At 45.1% G+C, this 19936-nt stretch carries 19 protein-coding genes; 13 read left to right on the top strand and 6 right to left on the bottom strand.

The window, feature by feature from the left end; all coding sequences use genetic code 11:
* The first annotated feature begins 165 nt into the window (after positions 1–165).
* The 8 genes from recA to C1A02_RS13455 all read left to right on the top strand — a co-directional run bounded on the left by recA (position 166) and on the right by C1A02_RS13455 (position 7615).
* Positions 166–1311, top strand: coding sequence for a recombinase RecA (gene recA / locus C1A02_RS05385; protein ID WP_101697185.1), 1146 nt, complete (start codon positions 166–168; stop codon positions 1309–1311).
* Complete coding sequence (locus C1A02_RS05380; protein ID WP_101697184.1) at positions 1311–1940, top strand: regulatory protein RecX; 630 nt, start codon at positions 1311–1313, stop codon at positions 1938–1940. The genes recA and C1A02_RS05380 overlap by 1 nt, the downstream gene beginning before the upstream one ends.
* A 2-nt stretch (positions 1941–1942) precedes the next feature.
* Positions 1943–3280: a 30S ribosomal protein S12 methylthiotransferase RimO gene (gene rimO, locus C1A02_RS05375; protein WP_101697183.1), complete on the top strand. Its 1338-nt coding sequence runs from the start codon at positions 1943–1945 to the stop codon at positions 3278–3280.
* Positions 3277–3876, top strand: a complete 600-nt coding sequence (gene pgsA / locus C1A02_RS05370) for a CDP-diacylglycerol--glycerol-3-phosphate 3-phosphatidyltransferase (protein ID WP_101697182.1) — start codon at positions 3277–3279, stop codon at positions 3874–3876. The genes rimO and pgsA overlap by 4 nt, the downstream gene beginning before the upstream one ends.
* Positions 3877–4588: 712 nt before the next feature.
* Positions 4589–5281, top strand: coding sequence for a serine O-acetyltransferase (cysE, locus tag C1A02_RS05365; protein WP_101697181.1), 693 nt, complete (start codon positions 4589–4591; stop codon positions 5279–5281).
* Positions 5282–5338: 57 nt separating this feature from the next.
* The gene (cysS, locus tag C1A02_RS05360) at positions 5339–6748 is read left to right on the top strand and encodes a cysteine--tRNA ligase (RefSeq protein ID WP_101697180.1); all 1410 of its coding nucleotides are present in this window, start codon (positions 5339–5341) and stop codon (positions 6746–6748) included.
* Positions 6749–6848: 100 nt separating this feature from the next.
* Entirely contained in the window at positions 6849–7334 is a 486-nt protein-coding gene (gene ybaK, locus C1A02_RS05355) for a Cys-tRNA(Pro) deacylase (RefSeq protein ID WP_101697179.1), read from the top strand.
* A 104-nt stretch (positions 7335–7438) separates the two neighbouring features.
* Positions 7439–7615, top strand: coding sequence for a hypothetical protein (locus tag C1A02_RS13455; protein ID WP_164997154.1), 177 nt, complete (start codon positions 7439–7441; stop codon positions 7613–7615).
* A gap of 629 nt (positions 7616–8244) precedes the next feature.
* Here C1A02_RS13455 and C1A02_RS05350 read toward each other — a convergent pair.
* The gene (locus C1A02_RS05350; RefSeq protein WP_101697178.1) at positions 8245–9732 is read right to left on the bottom strand and encodes a metallophosphoesterase; all 1488 of its coding nucleotides are present in this window, start codon (positions 9730–9732) and stop codon (positions 8245–8247) included.
* 155 nt (positions 9733–9887) lie between these two features.
* Positions 9888–11393, bottom strand: a complete 1506-nt coding sequence (locus tag C1A02_RS05345) for a tyrosine-type recombinase/integrase (RefSeq protein ID WP_101697177.1) — start codon at positions 11391–11393, stop codon at positions 9888–9890.
* 353 nt (positions 11394–11746) lie between these two features.
* On the opposite strand from C1A02_RS05345, the gene C1A02_RS05340 reads away from it, so the two are divergent.
* The 3 genes from C1A02_RS05340 to C1A02_RS05330 are packed head-to-tail and all read left to right on the top strand — an operon-like array spanning position 11747 to position 13872.
* A complete protein-coding gene (locus C1A02_RS05340) occupies positions 11747–11965 on the top strand; it encodes an XRE family transcriptional regulator (protein ID WP_101697176.1) in 219 nt (72 codons plus the stop codon).
* A gap of 13 nt (positions 11966–11978) precedes the next feature.
* Positions 11979–12842 carry a macro domain-containing protein gene (locus tag C1A02_RS05335; protein ID WP_101697175.1) on the top strand — a complete coding sequence of 288 codons (864 nt, stop codon included), beginning with the start codon at positions 11979–11981 and terminating at the stop codon, positions 12840–12842.
* A 1-nt stretch (position 12843) separates the two neighbouring features.
* Positions 12844–13872 carry a DarT ssDNA thymidine ADP-ribosyltransferase family protein gene (locus C1A02_RS05330; protein ID WP_101697174.1) on the top strand — a complete coding sequence of 343 codons (1029 nt, stop codon included), beginning with the start codon at positions 12844–12846 and terminating at the stop codon, positions 13870–13872.
* Between the two features lie 245 nt (positions 13873–14117).
* Here C1A02_RS05330 and C1A02_RS05325 read toward each other — a convergent pair whose 3' ends face one another.
* Positions 14118–14723 (bottom strand): recombinase family protein, encoded by a 606-nt coding sequence (locus C1A02_RS05325; RefSeq protein ID WP_101697173.1) that lies wholly within the window; start codon positions 14721–14723, stop codon positions 14118–14120.
* Between the two features lie 345 nt (positions 14724–15068).
* On the opposite strand from C1A02_RS05325, the gene C1A02_RS13450 reads away from it, so the two are divergent.
* Positions 15069–15218, top strand: coding sequence for a hypothetical protein (locus C1A02_RS13450; RefSeq protein WP_164997153.1), 150 nt, complete (start codon positions 15069–15071; stop codon positions 15216–15218).
* Between the two features lie 48 nt (positions 15219–15266).
* Here the strand turns inward: C1A02_RS13450 and C1A02_RS05320 are convergent, their stop codons facing one another.
* Complete coding sequence (locus C1A02_RS05320; protein WP_101697172.1) at positions 15267–16127, bottom strand: hypothetical protein; 861 nt, start codon at positions 16125–16127, stop codon at positions 15267–15269.
* A gap of 79 nt (positions 16128–16206) precedes the next feature.
* Here C1A02_RS05320 and C1A02_RS05315 point away from each other — a divergent pair, with 79 nt between their 5' ends.
* Positions 16207–16500, top strand: coding sequence for a hypothetical protein (locus C1A02_RS05315; RefSeq protein WP_101697171.1), 294 nt, complete (start codon positions 16207–16209; stop codon positions 16498–16500).
* A gap of 100 nt (positions 16501–16600) precedes the next feature.
* On the opposite strand, the gene C1A02_RS05310 is transcribed toward C1A02_RS05315, so the two are convergent.
* The gene (locus C1A02_RS05310; RefSeq protein ID WP_164997152.1) at positions 16601–18217 is read right to left on the bottom strand and encodes a DnaB-like helicase C-terminal domain-containing protein; all 1617 of its coding nucleotides are present in this window, start codon (positions 18215–18217) and stop codon (positions 16601–16603) included.
* Between the two features lie 2 nt (positions 18218–18219).
* On the bottom strand, positions 18220–19488 hold the full coding sequence (locus C1A02_RS05305; RefSeq protein WP_101697169.1) for a hypothetical protein: 1269 nt from the start codon (positions 19486–19488) through the stop codon (positions 18220–18222).
* Positions 19489–19936: the final 448 nt, after the last annotated feature.

Below are 19936 nucleotides of genomic sequence, written 5' to 3'. Positions count from 1 at the left end.
TTAGAGAACAGGGAACGATAGCTTGTGCTTTTGCACAAGAGCGGCTGTGCCGCAAAGACAGCTTTGCTGTTTTTATTGATTATATATTTAGAAGTAATGAGAATCAGCGCAGTTCTGCGTGTTTGAATTCAGGGAAGTTAAATTCAGGAGCGGAGGAGTTTTTTCATGGCAGTAGATAAAAGCAAAGCGCTGGACACGGCACTGGCGCAGATTGAAAAGCAATTCGGCAAGGGCGCAGTCATGCGTTTGGGGCAGAATCAGGCAATGCAGGTCGAAGCCATATCCACCGGTTCCTTTTCTTTGGATATGGCGTTGGGAATCGGCGGTCTGCCCAGAGGGCGTATTGTAGAGATTTATGGGCCGGAATCTTCCGGTAAAACCACACTGGCACTGCACTGTATCGCACAGGGGCAGAAAAGCGGCGGATATGCTGCTTTTATCGACGTAGAGCATGCCCTTGACCCCATATATGCTCAGGCTTTGGGGGTAGATGTAGATTCCCTTCTGGTTTCTCAGCCGGATACCGGCGAACAGGCATTAGAGATTACCGAGGCGTTAGTGCGTTCCGGTGCCATTGATGTGATTGTGGTGGACTCGGTAGCGGCGCTGGTGCCCCGGGCAGAGATTGAGGGCGACATGGGCGATTCCCACGTGGGCCTTCAGGCACGGCTCATGTCTCAAGCACTGCGCAAACTGGCGGGTGCCATTTCCAAATCCAACTGTGTGGCGATTTTCATTAATCAGCTGCGTGAAAAAGTGGGCGTGATTTACGGCAGTCCCGAGGTAACCCCCGGCGGCCGCGCGCTGAAATTCTATGCCTCTGTCCGTATTGATATCCGTAAGATTGAAACGCTGAAAAACGGTACTGAGCAGATTGGTACCCGCACCCGAGCCAAGGTGGTCAAGAATAAAATTGCCCCACCCTTCCGGGAAGCGGAATTTGATGTGATGTACGGAAAAGGAATTTCCAGAGAAGGCGAAATTCTGGATCTGGCAGCCAAACTGGACATTGTTCAGAAAAGTGGAGCCTGGTTCTCTTATGGAGAAACCAGACTGGGGCAAGGCCGTGATAACTCCAAGGAGTTTTTAAAGAATAATCCTGAGATGATGGCGGAAATCGAAGAAAAGCTGAAAGAGAGTGCCGACCGTTTGCCGGCAAAGGCTTCCGGTCCGGTGAAAAAGGGTGCGGCAGCGGCGGCTCCTGCTCCGGAAGCGGCCAAACCCGTAGAAGTAGAAGTACCCGCAGCTCCTGCAAAATCGGCGGGCCGGGCGGCTTCTAAAGCAAATATCGATATTTTGGTGGATGATTGATGCTGGTAACGGCGATACAGCCCCGGCGCAAGGGGCTTTCCCTTTTAGTTCTGGACGGGGAGCCGGCTATGGAGCTGGATACTCAGGTGTTGAGCCGGGAAGGCGTACGCCCGGGGATCACGCTGACAGATGAGGCATTGTTTCGGCTTCGGGAAGAATCGGACAATTACCGGGCAAAGGAAAAAGCGCTGTACCTTTTGGGTCACCGGGGTCACCTGAAAGGGGAGCTGGAAGAGAAGCTGCGCCGTGATTTTTCGGAAGAAGCCGCTCGCTATGCGGCAGATCGAATGGAAGAACTGGGACTTATTGACGATGCGGCCTACGGCAGGCAGCTGGCACACCAGCTGTTAGAGCGAAAAGGGTTTGCCGCATCCCGAGTTCGATTTGAATTGTGCCGAAAGGGTCTGGCAAAGGATCTGGCAGAAGAAATTGTGCAGGAGCTGGCCCCTGAGCCCGAAGAAAAACTGCTGCAGCTGTTAGAAAAGAAATATCCCTTGGCGGCACAGGATGAAAAACAGCAGCGCAGGGCAGTAAACGCTTTGCAGAGGATGGGGTATCGCCTGCCGGAAATTCGGCAGGCGCTGCGTTGTCTGGATGAAACCATAGACTTAAATGAGGATGAAGAGTAATTATGGCAATAACAGTTGGAATGGTCAGCCTGGGCTGCGCCAAAAACAGGGTAGACGGAGAAATGATTATGGCCACCTTGCAGGGAGCAGGCTATCAGCTTTGCAATGATGCGGCGCTGGCAGATGTGGCTATCGTTAATACCTGCGGCTTTATCGAGGATGCCAAAAAGGAATCCATTGAAGAAATTCTGGAGCTGGCAAGGCTCAAGAAAGAAGGACGTATCCGAGCCATTGTGGTGACGGGTTGTCTGGCAGAGCGCTACCGGGAAGAAATCCGCAAGGAACTGCCCGAAGCGGATGCAGTGGTGGGCATCGGCGCCAATACAGACATTGCCCAAATCATCGGGCAAACGCTGGAAGGGCAGAATCCGGAATCCTTCCCGCCCAAAAACCGGCTGCCTTTATACGGGGAGCGCGTCCATTCCACCCCAAGCTATTTTTCTTATATCAAAGTGGCCGAGGGCTGTGACAGCCGCTGTGCTTATTGCGCGATTCCCATGATTCGCGGCCGTTACCGCAGCCGTGATATGGAAAGCATTGTGGAGGAAGCCGAGCGTCTGGCTCAAAACGGAACCAAAGAATTGATTCTGATTGCGCAGGACACTACCCGTTACGGCGAGGATCTGTATGGCTATTTGGCATTGCCCAAGCTTTTGGATCGTTTGTGTCGGATCGAGGGTCTGCGCTGGATCCGCCTTTTGTACTGTTACCCCGACTACATTACTGATGAACTGCTGGATACGATGGCCCGACAGGAAAAGGTTGTAAAGTATATTGACTTGCCGCTTCAGCATGTATCCGGCAGAATGTTGAAATCCATGTACCGCAGCGGCGACAGGCAATCCATCACGGCTTTGCTTCAAAAAATCAAAGATCGGGTGCCGGGTATTACCCTGCGCACCACCTTAATTACCGGTTTCCCCGGTGAAACCGAAGAAGATTTTACAGAACTTTCAGAGTTTGTAAAAGAAATCCGTTTTCACCGGATGGGTTGTTTCCCCTATTCTCAGGAAGAAGGCACTGCGGCAGCGAAAATGCCGAACCAGATTGAGGAAGAGCTAAAACACCACCGCATGGAACTCTTGATGGAACAGCAGATGCGCATTATGGAAGAATTGTGTCAGGAGCAAATCGGGAAAACCGTTACGGTGCTGACCGAAGGCTATGACCGCTATGCGGAGTGTTATTTTGGCCGCGGCCCTCAGGATGCGCCGGAAATCGACGGCAAGGTGTTTTTCCATTCCCCCGAGCAAAAGCCATCTTACGGTCAGTTTGTTCGGGTGAAAATTACTGACTTTATCGAATGTGATTTGATTGGAGAAGTGGAGGAGTTTTTATGAATCTGCCCAACAAGCTAACCGTATTCCGTATTCTTTTGGTTCCGGTTTTTGTGGCGGTACTGCTGGCGGCGGGACTGCCCCATCATTACCTGTGGGCAGCGATTCTGTTTGGGGTAGCCTCTTACACCGATCATCTGGATGGAATGCTGGCGCGCAAATACAATCAAATTACCGATTTCGGAAAATTCATGGATCCGCTGGCAGATAAGATTCTGGTGATTTCTGCGCTGGTTTGCTTTGTGCAGCTTCATCTGGCGGATGTTTGGCTGGTACTGCTGATCATTGCCCGAGAGTTCATGGTGACTTCTATCCGTTTGGTTGCGGCAGATAAGGGTCAGGTGATCGCCGCCAATAATTGGGGCAAGGCCAAGACGGTCAGCCAAATTATTGCGGTGCTGGCTGTTTTGATGCTCCAGTACTGGCAAGAGCTGGCCGCTATGGGGACGGTTTCTGGGTTGTCTTTGCCCTTTGCTGCCGGGGAACAAGGCGCGGTTTTCTTGGGTCAGCTGTTTGTGCTGGTGGCCACAGTGCTGTCGGTGATATCCGGCGCGGTATATTTAAAGCAGAATTGGCAGATTATAAAAACAGCGGGATAAATCCGCTGAAAGGGCAGCGGAGCATAGCTCTTCGCTGCCTGTTTTAATTTTGTGCCTGAATGATGAGAATACCATAAATTTTCTTAGACAGTTTTTCAAGAAAGTTCGTGTAAAGGGGAGGGGCTTGTCCCTTAAAAACACGGCAGGATTACTCAAAAAGAAAAAGATAGAAAAATTTTATTGTTTTGCATGAATTTATCCGGCTGTTTCAGTCAAACCTTTTAGCAGAACATCCTTCGGGTTAGGCGAAAATGTACCAGATAGGTATGTTTTAAACAAGCCAAACAAGGGCAACATGCCGGATCTTTTTTGGGGGGGGCCGCCGCTCTTTACAAGGCCGGGCGATTGTTGTATACTGAACCCTGACAACAAATTGTCATGACTGCATACAATAGTATTCAAATGCTGCAAACGGGAAAAGTACCCGACAGAAACCGCAACAGAGAGAAAGCGCCGTTGGCTGCAAGCGCTTTTGGTGGAGGCTTCGGTGAAAATGCACCTGTTTTTCCGACAATACGGAAAGCAGGCAGGGGGAACAGCCTTTTGGGGGCTTAGTATCTTTGTCCGGCCCGGCGCCGTTACCGCCGCTGAGAGATAAAACGGAGTGGAACCGCGGAATGGCCGCCTCCGTCCCCAACAAGGGGACGAGGGGCTTTTTTTATTGCCATCAGGTTTTTTCTCCCATCGCTTTGCCACAATGGAGGAACCGAGTATGTTTGATAAGTTAAAAGCAGAGCTGGATTCCATTCTGGAACGGGATCCTGCTGCCAGAACCCGTTTAGAGGTTTATTTTTTGTATTCCGGGTTTCGGGCGGTGCGATCCTATCGGTTGGCACACTGGTTTCACCGCCGCAATATGAAACTGATTGCCAGATACATTTCCCAGCGGGCCAGACACAAAACCGGGGTGGAAATCCATCCCGGCGCTACCATCGGCAAAGGTCTGTTTATTGATCACGGCATGGGTGTGGTCATTGGGGAAACTACAGAGATCGGTGATTACTGCACGTTATATCAGGGGGTTACTTTGGGGGGAACCGGCAAGGATCAGGGGAAACGCCACCCCACCATTGGGAATCATGTGATGATAGGTTCCGGAGCCAAGGTGTTGGGCCCTTTTAAAGTGGGGGACAATGCCCGGGTTGCCGCCGGTGCGGTGGTGCTCAGTGAAGTTCCGGCGGGGGCCACTGCTGTGGGTGTGCCGGCAAAAATTGTTCGGATTAACGGCGAGAAACCCTATGAACTGGATCAGATCCACGTGGGCGATCCGGTTGAGCAGGAATTGATTGATCTGCGCAATGCCCATACTGCTTTAAGTATGCAACTGGAGTTGCTGCAGCAAAAGCTGGAGCAAAATAAAAAGGATCGGGCACAAAGGCAAGACGAGGAACCGGGCGAAGGCTGACAGAGCCCGAAAAAACAATATGGAAAAATGGTTGCGCAACGCGCGGGAGGTTTTAGCATGAAAATCTATAATACGTTAACCAGACAAAAAGAGGAATTCATTCCGATGAAGGAAGGCGAGGCAAAGATTTATGCCTGCGGCCCAACGGTTTACAATTATATTCATATCGGCAATGCCCGGCCCATCTGTGTATTTGATGTTCTGCGCCGGTATTTGGAATACCGCGGCCTCAAGGTAACCTATGTTCAGAACTTTACGGACATTGACGACAAAATCATCCGCCGGGCAAATGAAGAAAACAGCGATTATCTGACGGTTTCTAAAAAGTACATTGAAGAGTACAAAAAGGATGCCCAGGGGCTGAATGTGCGTCCCGCCACGGTGCATCCGCTGGCCACCGAAAGCATGGAGGATATCCTTCAGATTATTTCCAGTTTGGTGGAAAAGGGCTATGCTTACGCCACTTCTAACGGGGACGTTTATTTCCGTACCAAAAAGTTTGAGGAATACGGCAAGCTTTCTCACCAGCCGCTGGAGGATTTGCAGGCCGGAGCACGCATTGGCGTGGACGAAATCAAAGAGGATGCTATGGATTTTGCCGTATGGAAATCTGCAAAGCCCGGCGAGCCCAGTTGGGATTCGCCTTGGGGAAAAGGCCGCCCCGGCTGGCACATTGAATGTTCTGCCATGGCCCGTCACCATTTGGGAACCACCATTGACATACACTGCGGCGGTCAGGACTTGGTTTTCCCTCATCATGAAAATGAGATTGCTCAAAGCGAATGTTGTAACGGTGCAGATTTTGCCCATTATTGGATGCACAACGGGTATATCAACGTCGACAACCACAAGATGAGCAAATCTTTGAATAACTTCTTTACCGTTCGCGAGGTAGCGAATGTTTATGGCTATGAGCCCATTCGTTTTCTGATGGTTTCTTCTCATTACCGCAGCCCGATTAATTACAGTATCGAAGTGATTGAGCAGTGCAAGTCTGCTCTGGAACGCCTATATAACTGCCGCGATAATCTGATTTTTGCCCGCGATAATGCACCGGCAGGGCTGAAAGACGGGGAGCAGGAGCAGATTCATGCGTTGCAGGAGCAGTACCGTCAGCGTTTTATCACCGCTATGGATGATGATCTCAATACCGCAGATGGGATATCGGTGCTGTTTGATTTGGCCAGAGAGATCAATACCAATTTGATTCCGGCAGAAAAAAGCAAAGAGCTTTACAGTGCTGCGCTTGCTTTGTATGAGGAGTTCGCAGATGTTTTGGGGCTGTTGTATCACAGAACGAATCAGACGCTGGACGAAGAAATTGAAGCACTGATTCAGCAGCGTACCGAGGCCCGCCAGAATAAAGACTGGGCGACTGCCGACCGGATTCGTGATGAACTCAAGGCACGTCATGTGGTGTTGGAAGATACCCCCCAAGGCATCAAATGGAAGATTGTTGAGCCATAAAAAAGAACAAGCGGACAGCTGCTTAAAACAGCTGTCCGCTTTCACTGGTTTTTCTTTTTATAGAAACAGAATGACTTTAGGAAGAAAGGAATTTTCTTAGATGGCAAAGGAACAAAAGACGAATGTAATGCGTGTGCTGGACAAAGAAAAAGTGCCGTATCAGTGCCATTTTTATTCCCATGAAGATGGCGCGATTGATGGCGTGTCAGTGGCCCACAAATTGGGGCAGCCGGTGGATCAGGTATTTAAAACACTGGTGACAAAAGGCCACAGCGGAAGCTTTTATGTGTTTGTCGTGCCGGTGGAAAAAGAATTGGATTTAAAGGCGGCGGCCCATTCGGTTTCGGAAAAGTCAGTGGAAATGATCCGGGTGGATGAGATTCAGAAAATTACGGGTTACATTCGCGGGGGATGTTCTCCCATTGGCATGAAAAAACGGTATGGCACAGTGTTGGATGAGTCTTGCCGGTCGCTTTCTACCATCATTGTCAGCGGCGGGAAAATTGGAACTCAGGTGGAACTGGAGCCTTTGGCGCTGATTGCTTTGACTGGGGCCACCACAGCAGATTTGTGCCGCGAAGGATGAATAAAATTGACAAAACCTAGAACCTGTGATTATAATAAAAGAATCTGATCAGGAATGGCCTGGTTTGTTCTAATTGATGTGAAACATAGAACCGGGGTGGCAAGGTGAAAGGGGAAAAAGCAACTTTTGTAATCAAGGTGCTGTATCGCAGCGGCTCTACCTGGCAGGGGACACTGCGCTGGGTAGACGGGAATAAGGAACAAAATTTTCGCAGTGAACTGGAATTGCTGCATTTGATGAACAGTGCTTTGGATTTGAGTGAGCCGGAGGACAACCTTTAACCAGGGTTGGGCAGCGGAAAAAAGAAAATAATAGCCGGGCCTGATGTGCTTTTTCTTTAGGCCCGGCAAATTCCAGTGGCTTTTTCATGGGAAATCGGGTGAGTGCAACAAATAGCCGTTGGATTTTTTGTGATAAACAGATTTTCTGCCCATTTTTGCAGAAAATGTATTGACAAAAAGTTTTAAAAATGATATATTAGTCAAGCGCTCAAATTTTGAATTATGCTGGTGTAGCTCAGTTGGTAGAGCAGCTGATTTGTAATCCAAGAAATACAGATAAAACAAACGTAGGAGTTGCGGAAAACCGCATGAATCCTACGTTTTTTAATTTTATCCCTAGAGTAAAAAGGGCAAAATATAGATTAAGGGTATCCAAAGGTATCCATATAAGCAGCGTGTTTTATTGATATAAAAGAAGTAAAACGGCAGCTTATAAATAAATAATAATGCAAGAAAACAGCCTGAATTGATATAATCTATCAATTCAGGCTGTCGCTATATTAACTGAGCGAGCGTTAATCCTTTATGGAAATCTTATTCTGTTTCCAAATAATCAAATCAAATCGCGACAAATGGTGTAATACACAATTTTACATAGCTTGATCTCTATCTTAGAATTAACTATTAGTCTATGTGTGGCTTTCTTCTAATAATGCAACTGGCTGATTCAATGATAGTGTCTGTGGCAACAAATCTTGAATTTTGTCTAGAGTAAGTGCCATTCCGTTAACTGACGGAAAGTATATATCAACATTGCAAAATGTAATAAAACTTTTATTATCTTTACGTACAGTGTCAACTGAGCTGACATCTAAATTGTATTGCTTCATTGTTAAAAACATTAGCCAAAATCTCAATATATCGTAATCGTCTAATAGGCGCATATTCTTAATTAAGTATGGCATTCCATTAAAAACATAACCTGTTATTACCGCAGAAGCAATAAATTTTCTTATGTCACGTTGGTTCCCACTTTCCAAAAATGCAATAGAAGTAAAAATCAATTCAATTATGTCCTTTGAAATATAATCCGAAAGAATGTAACCAATATAGTTATTACTGAGATAGCCATTAATCACTTCCTTAACTCTTTCGAGGTACATCTCTGGAGAATTTGCAAGGACTGCAAAGTTGTATTTGTTTGCGGCACATCGCTTATATCCTCTTTGCTTTATGGTTGATACTAGTGCCAATTCATGACCAGAATTTGATACAACTATGGAGGAATGAAATTTTGAGATAATTTCAAAGTTCCCTGTTGTGACAAGGCTAAGTTGATCAACTATTTTCTCTAACTTGCCAAAGTTATATTGGGAATATTGATTTATTCCGATTAGCTGCAAATCTTCATTAGCTCGATTATCGTATCCGCGCTGTGAAGAAATATTGTTATTTCTTTGTTCCTTATATTTATGTGTGTGTCCGAATATCCGCCAGCTATTATCACCCTTAAGATTGGTTTGTGAACTCCACCAACAATCTTTATCTTCCCGTGTAAAATCGACCATAGGATAATGGGTCAAGATCAATACCTTCTCTTCCTTTGCTAATATACTATTAGCAAAGGATATCCATTTTTCATGCATAGATATGATTGTCTTCGGGTTAAAATCTTTTACTTTTGCGGCATCTGGAAGTCCCATAAACTGTTTAAGTGATACTCTGCGTCTTCCACGCCGAAAACTTGTCCAACCTGTATCTCCAATAACGCAAATGTCATTAAAGTAATGCTTCCGCCCTGTAGTCAGAAATCTAAAAAACTGGTTTTCTTGTGTCTCTACAGAGAATAAGTTAATAATCTCCATATGACTTCTCGTGCCATCGTTCCAGAAATCGTGATTACCTAATACAAAAAATCCAACAATTTGCTCACTTTCTAACTCTTTTACAAATGAGAGAGTCTTCCTGTAATCATTGAAAAAATCTCCTGCTAAGCACAATATATTGTTTGCATAGTTTTCTTTTATAAATGCAATAAAATTATCTTTCATCTGAGGAGCAGTTCTTGGCCTATATCTTTGTTTAGTATAGTCAAAATGTAAATCAGAAATGAATACAATTGAATTTCCTATAGTTTTTTTAAAGGTATTCTCTCCTGATACAACTAATTCTGGCATAGAAACCTACCCCTTTTTACTATTTTTAGTAATAATGTAATTATACTGTTGTTTCCCCAATATATCAAACAATAAATGTCAAAAAATAGCTGAATCCAACAAATCTAGTAACTGGTCATATCAATCTAACAACTACATTAATATGACCAGCTACTTTAATCTTCTTTATGTGATTCTTCTGTATTCTCCAGCATATCACAATACACCTGATTTATTTGCTGACCGGTGCGTTTGGCCTCGTCACTTCTAACGTGTGTGTAGACACCTAAAATCACATTGGTGGTGGAGTCTCCCATCAAGCGCATTGCGGTTTTGACAGGTACGCCCGATTCTGCTAATGTGGTGGCAAAGGTATGCCGGAATTTATAGAGCGAGTACTCTTTTCCAAAGCCATGACGGTTTTTGAAGCGATTGAAAGCGGTGTTGAGGACATCGTCTCTCATAGGAACATCAGTTGATGAGGGGAACAGGAACTGGTTCTGATATTTTGCAGGGTGATTCTTTTCCAAATACCCCAGCCACTCTTGAATTGCTTCGATTCCTTGTTCACCTATGTACAAGGTACGAACTCCAGCAGGACTTTTTGTGGGGCCGATTGCTGACTCTCTGCCAGTGGTTTTGGAAAGTGCGCTGTTACCCAGTATTGGCTTCATGATAGCAGCCTGATGAATGTGAATTTCGCGTGTGGTAAAATTCACGTCGGTTTTTAGCAAGGCACGAATTTCTTCCGGTCTCATTCCAGTTAGCGTTTCCAGCAAAAGAACTGTGTAAATCATAGGATCACTTTCCTGCTTTGCACAGGATAAAATGGTGCTGATTTGCTCCTTTGAATACACCTTTTCATCATCTGAGCGTAAATCCCTTTGAGTGGACTTCGCTTTTTTCACCATTCGCCCCACATCTTTCAGGATTAACTCGTCTTCAGCGGCAACAGCAGTCATTTTACGCAGGACAAGACGAACCTTATCTAAAGTACTCTGCGACATATGGGACATACTGTTTAGAAATTTCTGAATATCCATTCGGGTTAACTCGTCTAAGTACATATCTCCCAGTTTTGATTTTACAATTAGTTTTGCGCTCGTGGCATAGCAATGCTTTGTCCGTGCAGTCGGGGCAGCGAACATCGTAAAGAGATGTTGATCCAAATAATCCCGAACAGTAATGCGTGGAGCATTTGGGACGGGGAGAGTGGCAGGTGCTAGGGGTAGGGTGGGTGCTACCCCAGAACCAGAAGCGGCTTCGCTCATTTCTTTCAAAGCATTTCGCAGAGCTTCCTCTGCTTCTTCCCGAGAGTGAAAATCCCCTTTTATGATTCTGTTGCGTTTTCCGGTGACTGCATCTTTCCCATTGCTGATGGCATACCGGAACACGTTTCTTGCTTTTACATATAGAATACTACCTGTACCGTACGGCGTTTCCATTTTGAAAACCTCCTCTTCGTTATTTGGTTTGGTAGTATAACTCTGACCTGCTGATTCTTCAAGTCCCAAATACCGTTCCAGTACAGAAATGGGGATAATGGTGTGATTGCCTATTTTTTTAGCAGCTAATTCACCTTCCGCAATTAGTACATCAAGATCAGTGACACTAACTCCCAGTTCTTTTGCCGTTTCATCCAGTGTCAAAGCTTGCTTGTCATACTTATCATATAATCTCATTTTAGTTACACCAGCCTATTTACAATAGTCAATGCAAAACCACATTGCTGGTGTCTAAGCACAGACTCCTTGTACAACTGGAAACACAAATGCCATATCCTCAATAAAATAAAAAAATATGTTTATTCTTCTGCAACTGAATTAAAAAAGGCGATAACAAGGGGAGAAGAATCAACTCCTTCTCCCCAATGGGTCAATGGTTTTCATTTATAGTATTTACGGGTACTAAACATTTTTCAAAATAAACTTTTGTTTTGAATCAAATTAAAATGAATTATTAATAATCGGATTATTTCTATATATGTTGACATATTAAATATAAATGTTTAAAATAATAGTAAGGGGGATTTGGAATGAGAATGGATGAGCCGATAAAAATACTTTGTATTAAGACTGATTTGACGATGACAGAAATTGCAAAGAGATTGAATAAAACTCCACAAGCATTTAGTCAGAAAGTGAAGCGTGGGACGTTTTCAATTGATGATCTTGATCAGGTTGCCATGGTTACGGATTGCAAACTAGAGTGTAGTTTTGTATTGCCAAATGGCGAAAGAATCCAGATTCAATGAAAGGAGATCCATAATGATAGAATATATTGAGGGCGACATATTTAATAGCCCCGCACAAGTTATTGTAAATACAGTAAACACTGTAGGTGTTATGGGGAAGGGGCTCGCATTGTCTTTTAAAAAAAGATACCCTGAAATGTTTCAGTCTTACAAACGTGCCTGTGAAAAAAATCTATTGAAAACAGGGAAACTAATGCTGTTTTATTCTCCAGATCATTGGATTCTTTTATTCCCAACAAAAGAAAATTGGAGATATCCTTCCAAATTAGAGTATATTGAAGCTGGACTGGTCAAGTTTGTTCAAACCTACGCTGAAAAAAGCATCACATCAATTGCTTTCCCAAGGCTCGGATGCGGAAATGGTGAGTTGAACTGGGATGATGTTCGTCCACTGATGGAAAAATATTTACGGCCTCTTCCTATTACGGTTTATATTTATATTGGAACAGGGCCGGATGTTATACCGGAACACAAGGCGCAGAAAGAAACGATGGCATGGCTGCATGAAAATGCGAAAGATATGTCTTTTAAAGGACTGATTGACGATATTGCGTATCAAACTGCTTTGCTCCCAATCACATTTTCATATGAAGAAAATGAGGTAACCGTTAAATATTCAAGTGGAATTATATTTGAATATAAAGAACAAACACATATCGTTTCTGAGGATGAGCTGTATCAGATTTGGGATGCTGTACGAACGGATGGTATATTTGCTGTAGATACTTCCGTTGACAGCTCTTTGGTATATCGGCTACTAGAGCAGCTTGGATATCTTTCTAAAATTCGGATTCAGGATAGTAAGTCTGGTGATATGTTAGGGGGCTATCAGCTAAATGAAGGTCTAGGCCGAGCTTATGGTGTAAAGGAGTGTTAATATGACATTCTCAGAAATAATCCAGCAAAACTGTAACACAGCCTCAGTAAAATGGTGGCCAAGATATGCTTTTCATTATACCGATGTGTCTAATGCTGTAAACATTTTATCAACAGGGTATTTATACAGTAGAATAAGAGCGCAGGAAACAAGTGCTATGGCGAACGATAATGCGAGTATTCAAGTCATTAATATGACGGAAAGTGCAGCTACTTCCTCAGTTCGGTTTTATTTTCGACCTTTGACTCCTACCCAATATTATAATGAGGGATTTAAACACGAGGCAATCCGTTATTGCAATGATGAAAACGCCAATGTCCCAGTGCCTGTGTTTTTTCTGTTTGATTTGGAAAAGTTGCTTAGGGAGCCTCTTACAAAGTTTTCTGAATTAAGCCAAGCGGGGCATAGCGCACCACTTTCCAGTGGGGTTGATGAATTTCAAAAACTGGATTTTAATAAAATTTACAGCAAGGGATATGTTGAAGAAGAAATCAGAAAATATCGCCATGCTGAAATCCTTTACCCCAATTCGTATCAAATTGCTAATAATTTAAAATATGTTTTGTGCCGAAATGAAATTGAAAAAACTACTTTGATGACTCTACTAAAAAGAAAAGACCCTAAAAATTTCTACAAATACAAAAGTATGATAAAAGTTTGTAAAGCGGATATGTTTGAATATAACGGTCTGTTTTTGAAGAACGTTTCATTTGGCATCAATTCCATTAGCTTTGCGTTTGCAGATACTTATCCCAAAAGCAAATATGAGCAGTCGCAAATGTCAAGGCTTGAGTGTGAAGATCTAAATCCTGTTTTAGCAGAGTTTCAATTTAAATGGATTGCTTCCAATGGAAATAGTATTGCAGATATCTCATTTGAAAGAGAAATTGACTACCAAAGCCCAGAGAGAATTGTGTTTCAGAAATTGCCTGAATATAAAGGTGCCAAAAGCATAGTAGTCACTTTAACGCTGGAAGGAAAGATAATCTGTTGTATTGAACGTGCAATAGATGGTTTGGAGCTTTTATAATGAACACTCTCGTAAGAGGGGCGTTACGGTACATATCGGTATTTTGTGTCATATAAGGGATATAAAAAGTAAAACTTTTAAAATAGTAAGCATTTATTATAAGTATACTTATAATATTATCCGCGTTATTTGAAAGTTTGCAGGTGAAATAATGAAAAAATGTTCTCCTGTTTTTTAAACGAACAAGGGAGTACCGCTTGTAATTGACAGGCAGTACTCCCTTGTTATTGTTAAAACAATGATAGTTAAGATAATTGCTCCAACTCATGTACAAATCGGTAATAAGTATTTCGCTTTAGACCTAACTCCTGCATCAATTGTTTTGCAGAAATCTCTTGCCGCTTCACTCGCTCCAACTGCTGCGGAAAATCCTCCGGCATCATAATCTCAGGTCGACCGAATTTCTTTCCTTTTGCTTTTGCTGCGGCGATTCCTTCTTCCTGACGCTTTCGGATGGTCACACGCTCCTGCTCTGCAATGCTGGAAAGCACCTCAATCAGAATGTGATTCACCATATCCAGAACCCAGTCTTCTCCTTCCGCTAAATCAATTAGGGTAGTTGGTAAATCCAAAACCTTTATGCGAACATTCTGCTGGCGGTAATATTCCAACTCCTCTTTAATGTCCACTTTGTTTCTGGATAGGCGGTCAAGCGAGGTTACAACTAGTACATCCCCCTCACGAAGCAATGCGTTTCGCAATACCGCGTAGTTCGGTCGGTTAAAATCTTTGCCAGAAGCTTTTTCTTCTATAATATTGCGATCTTCTACCCCAAACTGACGTAAAGCTGTGATTTGTCGGTCTAAATGTTGCTCTTTACTACTGACCCGAGCATAGCCGTATACCCGCATATAATTCCTCCTATCTGTCCGAATACTACCAACGGCGAAGCTACCCATATTCCAAATACCCCTTAAACCTTTTGAAACAAAGAAGCTATAGGAAACAAGAGGCAGCCGGGTAGTCTATTTAAGTACACCCTAACAAACAAGTTACCTAATACAACGCAGCGGGCTGCTCACATACAGCAGCCCGAACCGTGTTGCGCCCGTGTTCGCCCCGTGTGGCGGTAACAGGCAGAGGACAGCCGCCTAATACCCCAAGCAGCCTTGCACAGCACGTTGGCAGCCGTAGCCCAGCGGTGAGGATGATACCCCTACACCACGAAGCGGCGAGGGCAGGCGGGGCGGTAACCCTTGCGGAAACAACCCAACCTGCCATCGGACGGTGTGACCGCCGTGAGCCGCCGTGTGACTCGCAAGCAGGCGGCAGCCCCCGTATGCCCCCGGAAGCAGCGTGCACGAACGTTGTCCCGCCGTACGCACTATGGAGAGCAGCGGGAGTAGCGGAAGCCGAGGGAATAGCGGGAGCAGCGGAACCGGGGGGACTAGCGGTTACTTTCCTGTTGTTTGAAACGGAACGACTGCACAAATCCGATAGAGGTTAAACTCCTCAATCGTGACTTGTGAATTGCTCTGGCATACCGGAAGATGCAGGGTGGCGGATTTGCCGTCCCACGCACCGGCGAGAACTGACTGCCAGCCATAGTGGTACTGTCGAAACAAAAAGCCTCGGCATAGGCTCACATCACGAGTCGCAATGGTGGTTCCTTCGGCATACCGAATTCTGACCGGACTGCTCTGGCAAAGGCGAAGCAAATAGGTCGCTGCCTCTATCAGCAGAAAATGGGGAGTCACCTTCATGGTGTTCAGGTTGACTACCTCCTGCCGAAGTGTGGGAACTCCCCGGCTGTTGTGCTCCAAACGGATCGAATGTACCTTGCCCGTGCGGATCTGTTCGTCCAGTCCCTTGAGCAGAAAGTGACGATTTTCTGTCATCGTTTGCTGTGACAATCCCCCAGCAAACGCCTGCATCAAGGGTAGGCTCCGGGTGCTGATGGAGCTGGTAAATCCGCCGGTTTGTGTTTTGTGCTGGACATTGCAGCAGCTGGTCTCAAACACATACATTCCACATAGTGCAGTGGTGTGCTTTAAGTAGTCGATTTCTGCGCCGAGATATTTCTGCAAGGCCATTTGTTTCAGCCTTGCAACCTCAACATCCAGAGAAAGCGATTTATCGATGCCGTGAAACTGCTCCAAAGACAGCTCATGGCCGACTTTTCGTTTCCCCAGCACCAAAATCTTACCGGTTTTACGCACCTGTTTTTGCAGTCTGAGGTAGAACTGATTGTTTCGGTGAGCATTGACGATGTCAATGTCCCCCGCGTAGTTTGTTGCAATTTGATCACTTGTCATGATGCAACAAACCTCCCTTCGGAATAGAGTAATACATTTCTGTATCCATAAAACAGTACCCCAGCCTCTACAGAATTGAATGGAACATGAAAACTTTTCTCTCAAAATCATATATCCAAAGCAATTTGATTTTTTTGCGAAAAATCCTTTAAAACACTCTGCAAAAAAAGTTTGGATATGCTGTTCTGATGCGCAGAGAAAAATTAAGATAATGGGGCAGTGTTGGGGTTTGTTGCAGCCCGAAACCCCGCCCAGCCAGCCGGAAAATGCAAAAAAAGAGAAGCTGAGAAAATTCCGCAAAAAAATTAAGAGAAAACCAAAGTGGAAATTAAGACCAAAATCAGTGCCTTTTGCAGCAATCGTATGGTTTTAGTTCAGCAGCTATCGTGTGCATTTCAAAACACAAAAAATGCTTCATACAAAAAGAATCTCCAGCGCCAATGTGGTTTGGAGCTGGAGAAAGCAGGTCTTTATCATCGTTCCTTAAAGCCATTTAATTGGGACGGAGAGCTACCGGGAGATTTTGAGGAAGAAGCAAAGCTTCCACCAGATACCCCAAAGAAGCCGTAAGCCAATTGGTACTCCACCCATAGGCTGGTCTTTCGTCCATAGCGGTTCTTCAAGAGAGTGATAACTCCTTTCGAGGAATCCGCCGGGTGACTCTCAATGGCAAGGCAGATATCCGAGCTAAATTCAATCTTACCGGACTCTTTTGGTGCGCCCAAATCGAAGCTGCTTTGGAAATGACCATTGGTAAGCTTTGCTTTTGCTTTGTCATTGGAATAGTACTGCTTTCCGGTTTCAGAGATGGCAAGGACAGGAGAACTGTATGTCTTAGCAATACGATGAAGAATTGCACTCACATTTTCTATGTTCGTCTTGCTATCTTGTGCATACCGTTGACTGCGCAGCAGCTGCAAATAGTCAATGAGAAAAACAGCTTTCACGCCATGGGTAAAGCAGTGCTTTGCCATTCGTTCCAAATCCTCGGCAAACCGAGCGTCTTCTGCATTGAGCAGTGTCACATGAGGAAATACGTCCTTCCTTAAGATGTGCAAAGCATCAGCGACAGCTGTTTGCTTTGTTTTAGCGAGCTTTTGCATCCCGGCAGACAGGGTGCTGTAGGGAATTGCTTTTTCGGGAGCTTGTCGAAAGCTTTGTAGAGAAATCATGCGCTGAAGCATCTCGCTTTTTGCCATGTCGTAGGTGCAGTAAAACACTTTTCGGTTTTGCCGTACAAAAGAATTCAGCATTGCAAGCAGAAAGGCGGTTTTTCCTGCTCCCGGCGCACCCACCAGCGTGACAAAGCTGTTGTCACGGATACCCCCGTGCAGCGTTTTGTCCAGCTCCTGTATTCCAGTCGGGAGGGCTTCGGACGATTCCATCCCATTCAGGATAGAATCAAATGTCTGATCCAAGGTAGGGGGCAGCTCGGTGACTGTATCCAGCTGGCTGGGCTGATTCAGCAGGACTTTTTCTGCCTCTGCTTTTATCAGATTGACATTGGCTTCAAACTCTTCGTCGCTATGCTTTAGAAAATCATTGGGGTCTTTTAGCCCCAATTCATTTGCAGGGCAAAGTGTCCCAGTGATGTCATACACATTTTGGAACCCCTTTTCCGCCAGCTTGTTTTGCAGCTTTGCACTTGCTGTTCGACCAGCCTCATCGTTATCCATGCAGAGTAAAATCACACAATCTCTGGAAGTGAGAGAATCCAGAAGGTCATAAAAGTAGCGGTTCCCCGTCCCCAATAAAGCGAGAGCAGGAATGTCGCATATTGTCAGGGAAAGTGCATCATATACCCCCTCAGTGACGGCAAACACCTTTTCCTGAGCCGCTCTTGCGTTGAACACACCGCAGGGCTTGTCCTTATCCTTATAGTAGTTTGAACCATTAGTGTCAAACGGCTTGTGGCGCAAGAGCGAACCGGTACTCGTGTGAAAACGGATTTCGCAATCCTCCAGCTTATCCTTTGGGCAAAAGAAAAGCTCGGTTCCTGCCATTTCAGCAGGAAACCCACCGACAGAGCGGGACTCCAAATACCCCACTAACACTGGAACGTTTTGATTTTGAGCCTGACTTAAATCCATTTTCATTCTCCTTCCGTGTCTCTAACAAAGAGAGATTCCGCAATTTTGTGGGCTTCCCCAAAACTTACCCCTTCTACGGCCTGAATCAAATCCAGAAGATCAGCATTAAAGTTGCAGACAAAGCAGTAAACGCTTGGCCATGGGTGATTCCCAGAACTATAAAAGTGCATGCTGGGGTGCGCATCATGATGATTCGGCAGCACACAACAAAAGTTATCATCAGCTACCCCCTCTACCCCTAGATGGAGCAGATAGTCTTTGAGAAAGTATTTCAGAGAATTTATCTTGTTGCGATAAGACATCCTCTCATAGTCTTTTAGAGGAATGAAGGCTCTAAAGGAAAAGTTCTCAGACGGCAGATTTGCTAAGCCGGCGTTCAGATACCCCTCATAGCGAATTGCAATCTTATTTTTGGGGCTGTTCAGCTGGGGGACTGTGGGATTATCCTTATTCCCACCTCTTCCCAAAAAAGTGGAGAGTTTAAAGGACTGAAAGTGCTCCATGAGATTACTGTACTTCTCAAAGTAATTGTTGCCCCCGAACCCCTCCACTAGACGGTTAAACCATCTACGCAGCTTTCGACTGCGGTTTCCAACATCCAGAGAAGTATTCCAAACATAGCTGTTCAGCTCTGGGATTCGTTCAACCAGCTCTCGCAGGGAAATAATAACCGCTCTCCCGCCTGTACCTCTCTGGGCAACCAATACAGCAAGGAGCAAGACCGCCAGTGCGGCGTTGGAATCTTTTGCTCCAAGAATAGAGGAACGAATCATGGGTGTGTACCAACGCAGCCAAATATACTCTTTTGATTTGGCGTCCACCTGTGCAAAGATTTCGCTTAAAATCTTACTGAAGTAGGTGGTCTCGCAATAGAGGGTCACGCCGTCGGGCAATAGCTCCAAGTTTGTGAACAGCCGCTCCTTCTTTAAAACAGTTCCTTGATTTTCTACCCCAAACACCTCAAACAACTCTTGAAATTGAACCAAAAAGCTGAGCCGCTGTGCTTTGTCCATTTTAATCCTTGCAAATTCCCCGAATTTGTTTAGGTTAATCTGGAACTGGGTGCAGTTGCGTGGGTCATCCGTTTGATACAGGTAGCTGAACAGTGTGTAAATCAAAAGGATGATTTTACTGGAAATGGGGGCTTCCTTTCCATTTGAAAAGCGTTTCAAATAAAAGCGTTCGGTCTTTCGCTGTTCCTTACTACCGGGCAGCAGCGCACAGGAATACCCCTTTCGGCTAATTACGGTAAGAGAATCTTCTGTCTTCATGTTACCGTCTCCTTTCGGTTTGTTTTGCAATATCAACCGGACAGGATATGAAGCCCCTCCTGAAACACTCTTATTTGAAAACTGCTATGCAGAGCGTTTGTTCCTGCGGTTCCGGTTGATTTCGCTACCCCTTATATTCCAACTCCTGTGCCCACTGCTTACGCAAATTTCAAAGTCTAAGGAGAGGGCAAACACCTTGCCGTTTGCTCGAAATCTACCCCAAATACAGAAAAACAAGGGGAAAAGAGAGGGTACTCCATTCTTCCAACGGCGCATCCTTGCTGCCGATTCTAATGTTTCTATTTCTTTCCGGCTAGATATCCCCCCAAGAGCAACTTGTCAGGCCAATTCTAATCCAAAGGTCAGGGTGCAGGTGTGTACATCCATACCATCTTGGAATCCATGCTTTGTCATTTCTTTGTGAAAGGCTGATGTCATGTTCTCTCTA

The organism is Clostridium minihomine, from assembly GCF_900240385.1.
GTDB lineage: Bacteria > Bacillota > Clostridia > Oscillospirales > Acutalibacteraceae > Faecalispora > Faecalispora minihomine.
This window is presented reverse-complemented; position numbering and strand designations above follow the sequence as displayed.